Genomic DNA, 1294 nt, shown 5'->3' on the forward strand with positions numbered 1-1294 from the left:
TCTGCGCCTAGAATAAAAAGTGGACACACCCTTAACAGACAGTAGATAATACCATTAACAAATAGGAGGTGTCCACAATGGGGGAGCATCGACAACGGTATAATGAAGAGTTTAAAAGGCAGACAGTGAAATACATCCAGGAACAGACGAAGTCTGTAGCAGATATTTGTGAAGAGTTGAATATCGCTAAGAGTACCATTTACCAATGGATTTCTGAATATCGTCAGTTCGAGAATGAACCTTTGGCTGCACAAGAGAAAGTCCGTCAACTGGAGCAGCTTCTAAAAAAGCAGGAAGTAGAGAAGCTACAGCGTGAGCGTGAAAACGAAGATTTACGAGAGGAATTAGCGATTTTAAAAAAGGCGCTGCACATCTTCAGCAAACCAAGTCAGTAAGGTTTCAATTCATTGAAGATCATCGCTCCGAGTTTCGCCTGGAGAAGATGTGCAAAGTGATGGGCGTTTCCCGGAGCGGATTTTATAAATGGCTACATGCAGAGCCTAGTCAGCAAGAACTGCGTAAACTGAAAGTGATCGAGCGAATCCAGTTCCATTTCTACGATAATGAGGAACGTTATGGTAGCCCCAAAATTACTAAACTGCTGGTAGATGAAAAATACAAAATAGCTGAGCGGACCGTAAGTATTTACATGAAAGAGCAAAATCTTCGTTCCTGCGTAGCCCAGAAATTTAAAGTATGTACAACTGATTCAGATCATAACAATCCTATTGCTCCCAATTTGCTGAACCAGAATTTTAAAGTCCTCGAACCAGAAAAAGTTTGGGTTACGGACATCACCTACATTCCTTGTCGCGAGCGTAAGTTGTATCTAGCTAGTGTGATGGATCTGTGTACACGTGAGATTGTAGGGTGGCGGTTAGGCGATCGAATGACGGTGGAACTGGTGTTAGGCGCTCTTGATGATGCCTATGCGGCAAAGAAACCTAAAAAAGGACTTATTCATCACTCCGATAGAGGAACGCAATATGCTTCACACGAATACCGTGGCCGACTCGAATCCTACCAGATGACTGCGAGTATGAGCCGAAGGGGCAATTGTTACGACAATGCTTGTATAGAATCATTTCACAGTATTTTGAAAAAGGAACTTATTTATTGTAAGAAATTCAAAACACAGCAACAAAGCTACGACGAGATTTACAAATACATTGAGTTTTTCTATAACCGTAAAAGAATTCATAGCTCAATTGGTTATATGTCTCCAGTAAAATTTGCACAACGTTTCAAGAAACGAGTCTCTTAAATATGTGTCTACTTTCTTGACAGAGGTCCA

General features: G+C 41.2%; 2 protein-coding genes. Both read left to right on the forward strand.

All coding sequences use genetic code 11. The features are described 5' to 3' along the window. Nucleotides 1-77: 77 nt before the first annotated feature. Nucleotides 78-395 carry a transposase gene (locus tag V1L65_RS28590; protein ID WP_331702758.1) on the forward strand — a complete coding sequence of 106 codons (318 nt, stop codon included), beginning with the start codon at nt 78-80 and terminating at the stop codon, nt 393-395. A gap of 11 nt (nt 396-406) precedes the next feature. After that, nucleotides 407-1264 (forward strand): IS3 family transposase, encoded by an 858-nt coding sequence (locus V1L65_RS28595; protein ID WP_331702759.1) that lies wholly within the window; start codon nt 407-409, stop codon nt 1262-1264. Nucleotides 1265-1294 lie beyond the last annotated feature (30 nt).

The organism is Paenibacillus sp. IITD108, assembly GCF_036541265.1.
Taxonomy (GTDB): Bacteria; Bacillota; Bacilli; order Paenibacillales; family Paenibacillaceae; genus Pristimantibacillus.

Bases quoted from the DNA above. Each gene is read 5' to 3' on its own strand.
- V1L65_RS28590 (WP_331702758.1), top strand. From the start codon at position 78: ATGGGGGAGCATCGACAACGGTATAATGAAGAGTTTAAAAGGCAGACA.